7 protein-coding genes are annotated in these 7,497 nt (G+C 75.2%); 5 read left to right on the top strand and 2 right to left on the bottom strand.

What is annotated here, in order from left to right:
• Together ACWEVO_RS24090 and ACWEVO_RS24095 are read right to left on the bottom strand one after the other, a co-directional pair.
• Positions 1-2,533 (bottom strand): ATP-binding protein (locus tag ACWEVO_RS24090; protein ID WP_452309783.1); only part of this gene is annotated, 2,533 nt, incomplete at its 3' end.
• The gene (locus ACWEVO_RS24095; RefSeq protein WP_452309784.1) at positions 2,515-2,718 is read right to left on the bottom strand and encodes a hypothetical protein; all 204 of its coding nucleotides are present in this window, start codon (positions 2,716-2,718) and stop codon (positions 2,515-2,517) included. The genes ACWEVO_RS24090 and ACWEVO_RS24095, both read right to left, overlap by 19 nt.
• A 212-nt stretch (positions 2,719-2,930) precedes the next feature.
• Here ACWEVO_RS24095 and ACWEVO_RS24100 point away from each other — a divergent pair, with 212 nt between their 5' ends.
• The 5 genes from ACWEVO_RS24100 to ACWEVO_RS24120 all read left to right on the top strand — a co-directional run.
• Positions 2,931-3,296, top strand: a complete 366-nt coding sequence (locus tag ACWEVO_RS24100; RefSeq protein WP_452309785.1) for a YciI family protein — start codon at positions 2,931-2,933, stop codon at positions 3,294-3,296.
• 300 nt (positions 3,297-3,596) lie between these two features.
• Entirely contained in the window at positions 3,597-5,045 is a 1,449-nt protein-coding gene (gene pyk / locus ACWEVO_RS24105) for a pyruvate kinase (RefSeq protein WP_452309786.1), read from the top strand.
• Positions 5,042-5,929: an acyl-CoA thioesterase gene (locus ACWEVO_RS24110; RefSeq protein WP_452309787.1), complete on the top strand. Its 888-nt coding sequence runs from the start codon at positions 5,042-5,044 to the stop codon at positions 5,927-5,929. Before pyk ends, ACWEVO_RS24110 begins: the two co-directional genes overlap by 4 nt.
• A 72-nt stretch (positions 5,930-6,001) precedes the next feature.
• The gene (locus ACWEVO_RS24115) at positions 6,002-6,475 is read left to right on the top strand and encodes an RrF2 family transcriptional regulator (RefSeq protein ID WP_452309788.1); all 474 of its coding nucleotides are present in this window, start codon (positions 6,002-6,004) and stop codon (positions 6,473-6,475) included.
• A 108-nt stretch (positions 6,476-6,583) separates the two neighbouring features.
• Positions 6,584-7,497, top strand: a 914-nt coding sequence (locus tag ACWEVO_RS24120; RefSeq protein ID WP_452309789.1) for a sulfite exporter TauE/SafE family protein, incomplete at its 3' end; no start/stop codon positions are given.

The following is a 7,497-nucleotide window of genomic DNA, read 5'->3' on the forward strand; positions in this document are numbered from 1 at the left end:
GTCGGTCGCGGTCGAGCGGGCCCGCGGCCGTGTACGCCCGCCCGGCGGCGTCCCGGGGGGCCCGGTGGGCGAGGCCGTCGAAGGCCCGCCCCAGCGCCTCCGCGACCAGCGCCAGCACCTCGGTCTCGTCGCCGGCGGTGACGAGCCGGTCGGCCAGCGCGGCGGCGTCCCGGTGCCGCTGCATGACGGCGTGTTCGGCGGTCACGTCGCGCACGGTGCCGACCAGCAGGGCGCGGTCGTGGTCCGGGTCGGGCACCTCGATCGCCGAGACCGAGGCCCAGATCATCCGTCCCTCCGGCCGCTGGAACGGCACCTCGTACGCCCCGGTGCGCTCGTCGAGCAGGTGCACCAGGGCCCGGTCGAGCAGGGCCCGCTCCGCCGGGTGCGCGGTCTGATCCGGCCACCAGGGGTACGGCGGCGGGTAGGGCAGGCCGTCCGCGCCGTACCCGGTCAGCCGCTCGAAGGTCTCGTCCACGTGGATGATGACGCCGTGCTCGTCGGCGATCCAGACCCCGTCGGTGAGCGATTCGACGACCTGGGTCGCCCACCGGCCCCGCCGCAGCCGGGCCCGCGCCCGGTCCAGGTTGGCCCGGATCCGGGCCCGCAGCTCGCTCGCCGAGAACGGCTTGACCAGGTAGTCGTCCGCGCCGGCGGCCAGCCCCTCGACCGCGGCCTCCGGTCCGGCCCGGGCGGAGAGCAGCACCACCGGCAGGTCGGCGGTGGCCGGGTCGGCGCGCACCGCGGCGAGCAGGCCGAAGCCGTCCAGGCCGGGCATCATCACGTCGGCCAGCACCAGGTCCGGCGGGTCCGCGCGCAGGTCCGCCAGCGCCGCCCGCCCGTCGGCCGCGGTGCGGACCCGGAACTGCGGGGCGAGCAGGTCGGCCACGTACGCGCGCAGGTCGGCGTTGTCGTCGACCAGCAGGATGCGGGGCCCGTCGCCCGGAGCCACCGCACCGGCCTCCGTCGGGTCGGCGACCAGTTCGGCCGCCAGCGCGCCCGCCGCCGCGGTCGGGCCGGCCGACTCGGCGGCGGGGCCGGGCGCCTCCGGCGAGCCGTACGGCAGCCGGACGGTGAAGGTCGCGCCCGCGCCGGGCGCGCTCTCCGCCTCGATCGTGCCGTCGTGCAGGAGGACCAGCTCCCGGACCAGCGCCAGCCCGATGCCGGTGCCCTCGGCGGACCGGCCGGTCGGCCCGGTCACCCGCTGGAACCGCTGGAAGAGCCGGGGGAGCTGGTCGGCGGGGATGCCCACGCCGGTGTCCGCGACGGTGAGCCGGATCCAGCCGTCGTCGTCGGCGACCCGGAGCCGGACCGTCCCGTGCAGGGTCGCCTTGACGGCGTTGGCCAGCAGGTTGAGGACGATCTTCTCCCACATGCCCTGGTCCAGGTAGGCCGGGCGGGGCAGCCGGGGGGAGTCCACCTCGAAGGTGAGCCCGGCCCGCTCCACCGCCGGGGCGAACGCGGCGGCCAGCTCCCGGGTGAACCGGCCGACGTCGAGCGCGACCCGCTCCGGCTTCAGCCGGCCCGCCTCCAGCCGGGTGAAGTCCAGGACGCTGTCGACCAGCCGGTGCAGCCGGGCGGCGTTGCGGTCGACCAGTTCCAGCCGGCGGCGCAGCTCCGCCGGCAGCGGCTGCGCCGGGTCGGTGAGGGCGTCACGGACCGGCCCGGCGATCAGGGTCAACGGGGTGCGCAGCTCGTGGCTGACGTTGGCGAAGAAGGCGGACTTCGCCGCGTCCAGCTCCGCCAGGGCCTCCGCCCGCCGGTGTTCCTCCTGGTAGGCCCGGGCCCCGGCGAGGGCGGTGCCGATGTGACCGGCCAGCAGCTCGATGAACGAGAGGTAGTCGGCGTCCACCGGACGGCGCGGGTTGAACCCGGCGACCAGCACGGCCGTCGGGGCGCTGCCGCCGGGCTCCGGCACCGGGGTCACGGCGACCTTGGCGATTCCCGGCCGGTCCGGGTCGTCGGCCGGGTCGAGGGGGAGCACCCGCAGTTGCCCGTCCGCCAGCACGTCGGCCAGCGGCCAGGACGCCACGGCGCCCGGCGGGGGCTCGGCGTCGTCGCCGGCGACCAGCCGCAGGCCGTCCGGGTCGGCCTGGTAGAGCCGGACGAACGGCACCGAGGCGCTGCCGGCCAGGGCCTTGGCCGTACGCCGGAGCACCTCCTCGGGCTCGGTCACGTCGACCAGCGCGGCCCCCAGGGTGGTGAGCAGCCGCAGCCGGCGGTCGCTGACCACCCGGTCGGTGGTCTCGGTGACCGCCGTGAAGACGCCGCCGGGGGTGCCGGACTCGTCGATGATCGGGCTGTAGGAGAAGGTGAAGTAGCACTCCTCGACGAAGCCGAAGCGGTCGAGCAGCAGCAGCTGGTCCTGGTTCCAGGTGGCGCCCCGGCCGGCCAGCACGTCGGTGAGCATGGGGCCGATGACGTCCCAGACCTCCGGCCACACCTCGGCGCCGGGCCGGCCCAGCGCGCCGCGCTTGGACGCCCCCAGGATCGGCACGTACGCGTCGTTGTGGAGCATCACCAGCTCCTCGCCCACCAGAGCAGGATCGGGAACCGGGAGTGCAGGCAGATGGTCACCGCCGTGCGCAGGCTCTGCGGCCAGGAGTCGATCGGGCCGAGCGGGGTGGCCGACCAGTCGTGGCCGGCGATGGCCGTGCCCATCTCCCCGCCGGCGGCGAAGACGTCCTGCCAGCGGGAGCCGGCCGGCGGGGTGTGGCTCACCCTGGACCTCCGCTCGGCGATGGGTCGTCGGCAGTTTCCGAACGTACCAGCGAAGCGCGCTTCGTGGATTCTTTGATCTTGTCGGTCGCCGGATCGCCGGGACGAACGGCGCACCTGGTGGGCAACCCCGCCACCTTGCGCCGAGCGGCCGCCGCGGCGGGGTGCGCCGTGCGACGCTGAGCCGGAGGCGGACGGACGTCTGGAGGTGCGCCATGGCCGCGACGCCGCGGGTCGACTTCGCGCTCGACACGTACGAGTGCATCGTGCTCTACCCGGGTCCGTCCGGCCGGGCCCTGCCGGAGGAGACGGTGCAGCGGCTCCAGGCCGAGCACCTGCAGCACATGCAGGCGCTGCACCGGCGCGGCATCATCCTGATCGACGGCTCGGTGGACGGCCCGGCCCGTGAGCCGGACCCGCCGATCGGCTTCGGACTGGCCCGTACCGGCTCGGTGGACGACGTACGCAGCGTGATGGAGGCGGACCCGGCGGTGCAGGCCGGGCTCTACCGCGTGGACGTGCTCACCTTCCTCTGCCCGGCCGGCTCGCTGGAGTTTCCCCTGGCCAAGACGGAGAGCTGACGTCGGCCGGGCGACCGGTCGCCCGCGGATCCCCGCCGGGCGGGCCCGGTCGCCGTCGCGCCCGTCGCGCTGCTCGTCCCTCGCCGGTGGGCCGGCGGCCGCCCGGCCCCGGGGAGCGCCGCGTCGGCGGGCTGCGACCGGGCGGTACGATTTCCGCCGCGCGGTCGCCGATGCCCGCCGCTCACGACGTTCCGGTGCGGTACTCACCGCCCGCTGCGCGGTTCTCGCGCGTCGTCGGACAATGTTCCGCAGTCCGAAAGGGGTCGGTCGGCAGGTCGACCCGGAGGAGAGACTAGCCTGATGGGCGTGAACCGCCGCGCGAAGATCGTCTGCACCCTCGGCCCCGCCACCTCGTCGCCCGAGCGCATCCGGGGCCTGGTAGAGGCCGGCATGAACGTGGCGAGGCTCAACTTCAGCCACGGCAGCCACGCCGACCACGAGGCGGTGAACCGACTGGTGCGCGAGGCCGCCGACGCCGCCGGCCGCCCGGTCGCGGTGCTCGCCGACCTGCAGGGCCCGAAGATCCGGCTCGGCCGGTTCGCCGACGGCCCGCACGAGTGGCGCACCGGCGACTCCGTGGTGATCACCGGCGACGACATCCTCGGCACCAAGGAGCGGGTCTCCTGCACCTACCGGAAGCTGCCGCAGGAGGTGAAGCCGGGCGACCGGCTGCTGATCGACGACGGCCGGGTGGCGGTCGAGGTCAGCGACGTGACCGGCAACGACATCCGCTGCCTGGTGACCGAGGGCGGCCCGGTCTCCAACAACAAGGGTGTCTCGCTGCCCAACGTCGCGGTGAGCGTCCCGGCGCTGTCGGAGAAGGACGCCGAGGACCTGCGCTTCGCCCTCGGGCTCGGGGTCGACCTGATCGCGCTGTCGTTCGTCCGCTCGCCCGACGACATCAAGCTGGTCCACTCGATCATGGACGAGGAGGGCGTGCGCCGCCCGGTGCTGGCCAAGGTCGAGAAGCCGGAGGCGGTCGACCACCTGGAGGCGATCGTGCTCGCCTTCGACGGCGTGATGGTCGCCCGCGGCGACCTCGGTGTCGAGCTGCCGCTGGACCAGGTGCCGCTGGTGCAGAAGCGCGCGGTGCAGCTGTGCCGGGAGAACGCCAAGCCGGTCATCGTGGCCACCCAGATGCTCGACTCCATGATCGAGAATTCCCGGCCGACCCGCGCGGAGGCCTCCGACGTGGCCAACGCGGTGCTCGACGGCGCGGACGCGGTGATGCTCTCCGGCGAGACCAGCGTCGGCAAGTACCCGGTACTCACGGTCAGCACCATGGCCAAGATCATCCAGACCACCGAGTCGGGCTCGATCGGCGTGCCCCGCCTCCAGCACGACCCGCGTACGCACGGCGGGGCGCTCACCGTCGCCGCCTCCTCGATCGCCCGGGCGATCGGCGCGAAGGCCATGGTGGCCTTCTCCCAGACCGGCGACACGGTCAAGCGGCTCGCCCGGCTGCACTGCGACCTGCCGCTGCTGGCCTTCACCCCGGTCCCCGAGGTGCGCAACCAGCTCGCCCTCTCCTGGGGCGTCGAGACGTTCCTGATGCCGTTCGTCGAGCACACCGACGACATGTTCCGCCAGGTCGACCAGGCGCTGCTCGGCCTCAACCGGGCCAACCCCGGCGACTACGTGGTGATCGTGGCGGGCAGCCCGCCCGGCACCCCCGGCTCCACCAACACCCTGCGGGTGCACCAGCTCGGCTCGCTGGTCGACGCCGCCTCCGCGCGGGCCCTGCAGTGAGCGACAGCCCGGCGGCGGCGACCGGCCAGGCCGCGGTCGACCAGCTCCTGGAGGTGCTGGACCTCGACCACACCGGCGAGATGACCTTCCGGGGCATCAGCCCCCCGGTCGGTCCGCAGCGGGTGTACGGCGGCCAGGTCGCCGGCCAGGCCCTGGTCGCCGCCGGGCGCACCGTCGAGCCGGAGCGCTTCGTGCACTCCCTGCACGGCTACTTCGTCCGCCCCGGCGATCCGGCCGAGCCGATCGAGTACCAGGTGGAGAACGTCCGCGACGGCCGGTCCTTCTCGGTGCGCCGCTCGGTCGCGCTCCAGCACGACAAGCCGATCTTCTTCATGTCGGCCTCGTTCCAGCGGCAGGAGGAGGGGCTCGACCACCACGCGCCGGCCCCCCTCGAGGTGCCCGGGCCGGACGAGGTGCCGACGATGACCGACCGGCTCTCCCGCTACCCGGAGCGGTTGGGCATCTGGGGCCAGATTCCCCGTCCGATCGACGTCCGCTACGTCGGCGAGCCCGGCTGGGTACGCCCCGGCGACCGCCCGGCCGAGCCGCACCAGCGGGTCTGGATGCGGCTCGACGGCAAGCTGCCGGACGACCCGCTGCTGCACGCCTGCGCCCTCACGTACGCCTCGGACCTGACCCTGCTCGACTCGGTCCTGTCGGTGCACGGCGAGGTCTGGGGCCCGGGCGGGGTGGTGGGCGCGAGCCTGGACCACGCGCTGTGGTTCCACCGCTCGTTCCGCGCCGACGAGTGGTTCCTCTACGACTGCTGGAGCCCGTCCGCCTCCGGCGCGCGGGGCCTGGCCACCGGCCGGATGTTCACCACCGACGGCCGGCACATCGCCAGCGCCGTGCAGGAGGGGCTGCTGCGCCGGGTCGGCGCCTGACCGGCCCCGGCCTGGCCGATCGGCCGAGGGGTGCGGGACCGGGCGGCGGAGCCGGCGACTAACCTTGCCGGCATGCGTCTCTCCGCCCGGGTCGACTACGCCCTCCGCGCGTCCGCCGAGCTGGCCTCGGTGGCCGAGGGCGGCACGGTCACCGGCCGGACCCGACCGGTGACCGCCGAGCAGATCGCCCGCAGCCAGGACATCCCGCCGAAGTTCCTGGAGAGCATCCTGCTCCAGTTGCGCCGGGGCGGCATCGTGCACGCCCAGCGCGGCCCCGAGGGCGGCTACTGGCTGGCCCGGCCGGCGTCGGAGATCTCCCTGGCCGAGGTGATCCGGGTGATCGACGGGCCGCTCGCGCACATCCGGGGCCAGCGGCCGGAGCAGCTCGGCTACCAGGGGGCCGCCCGCGCCCTGCAGGACGTGTGGATCGCCCTGCGGGCCAGCGAGCGGGAGATCCTCGAGCTGGTCACCCTGGCCGACGTGGCCGGCGGGACGCTGCCGGCCCGGGTCAACGAGCTGGCCGCCGACCCAGCCGCCTGGAGCTGACCGCTCGCCCGCGTCGTCCCACCAGTCGGATGGAGGATTGACCGGAGCCCCGTCGTGCCGCATTGTCGACCAAGTCGATAGGAGATGCCGAAAAGACAGGGGGCGCCCGTGCGCAAGCTGCTGATCCTCGCCCTGGTCGGGCTCGCCGCGCAGCTGGTCGACGGCGCGCTCGGCATGGCGTACGGCCTCACCTCCTCGACGCTGCTGCTGTTCGCCGGGGTGGCGCCGGCCGCCGCGTCCGCCTCCGTGCACCTGGCCGAGATCGGCACCACCCTCGCGGCCGGGCTCTCGCACTGGCGGTTCGGCAACGTCGACTGGCGGGTCGTCGCCCGGATCGCGCTGCCCGGCGCGGTGGGCGCGTTCGCCGGGGCCACCTTCCTCAGCGCCATCTCCACCGAGGCCGCCGCGCCCTGGATGGCCGCCGTGCTGTTCGGCCTCGGCGCGTACCTGCTGGTCCGCTTCTCCCGGCCGCTGCGTGCGAACCGGGCCGCCGGCCGGCTGCGGGGCCGCTTCCTCGCCCCGCTCGGGCTGGTCGCCGGGTTCGTCGACGCCACCGGCGGCGGGGGCTGGGGGCCGGTGGCCACCCCGGCGCTGCTGGTCTCCGGCCGGCTGGAGCCCCGCAAGGTCATCGGCTCGGTCGACACCGCCGAGTTCGTGGTCGCCGGCGCCGCCAGCGCCGGGTTCCTCGTCGGCCTCGGCGCCGAGGGCTTCCTGCTGCCCACCGTGGCGGCGCTGCTGGTCGGCGGGCTGGTCGCCGCGCCGGTCGCCGCCTGGCTGGTCCGGATCGTCCCCGCCCAGCTGCTCGGCGCCGTGATCGGCGGGGTGATCGTGCTGACCAACGCGCGCACCCTGCTGCGCGCCGGCGAGCTGGGCGGCCCGGTCCCGGCGGTGGTCTACGCGGTGCTCGGCGCCGGCTGGCTGGTCGCGCTGGCGCTGGCCGGCCGGGCCCTGCGCCGGGTCCGCCGGGCCCGCGCCCTCGCCGCGGCGGCCACCGCCGCGCCGGCCCCCACCGTGCTGGCGGC

It is taken from the genome of Micromonospora sp. NPDC003776 (genome assembly GCF_053605645.1).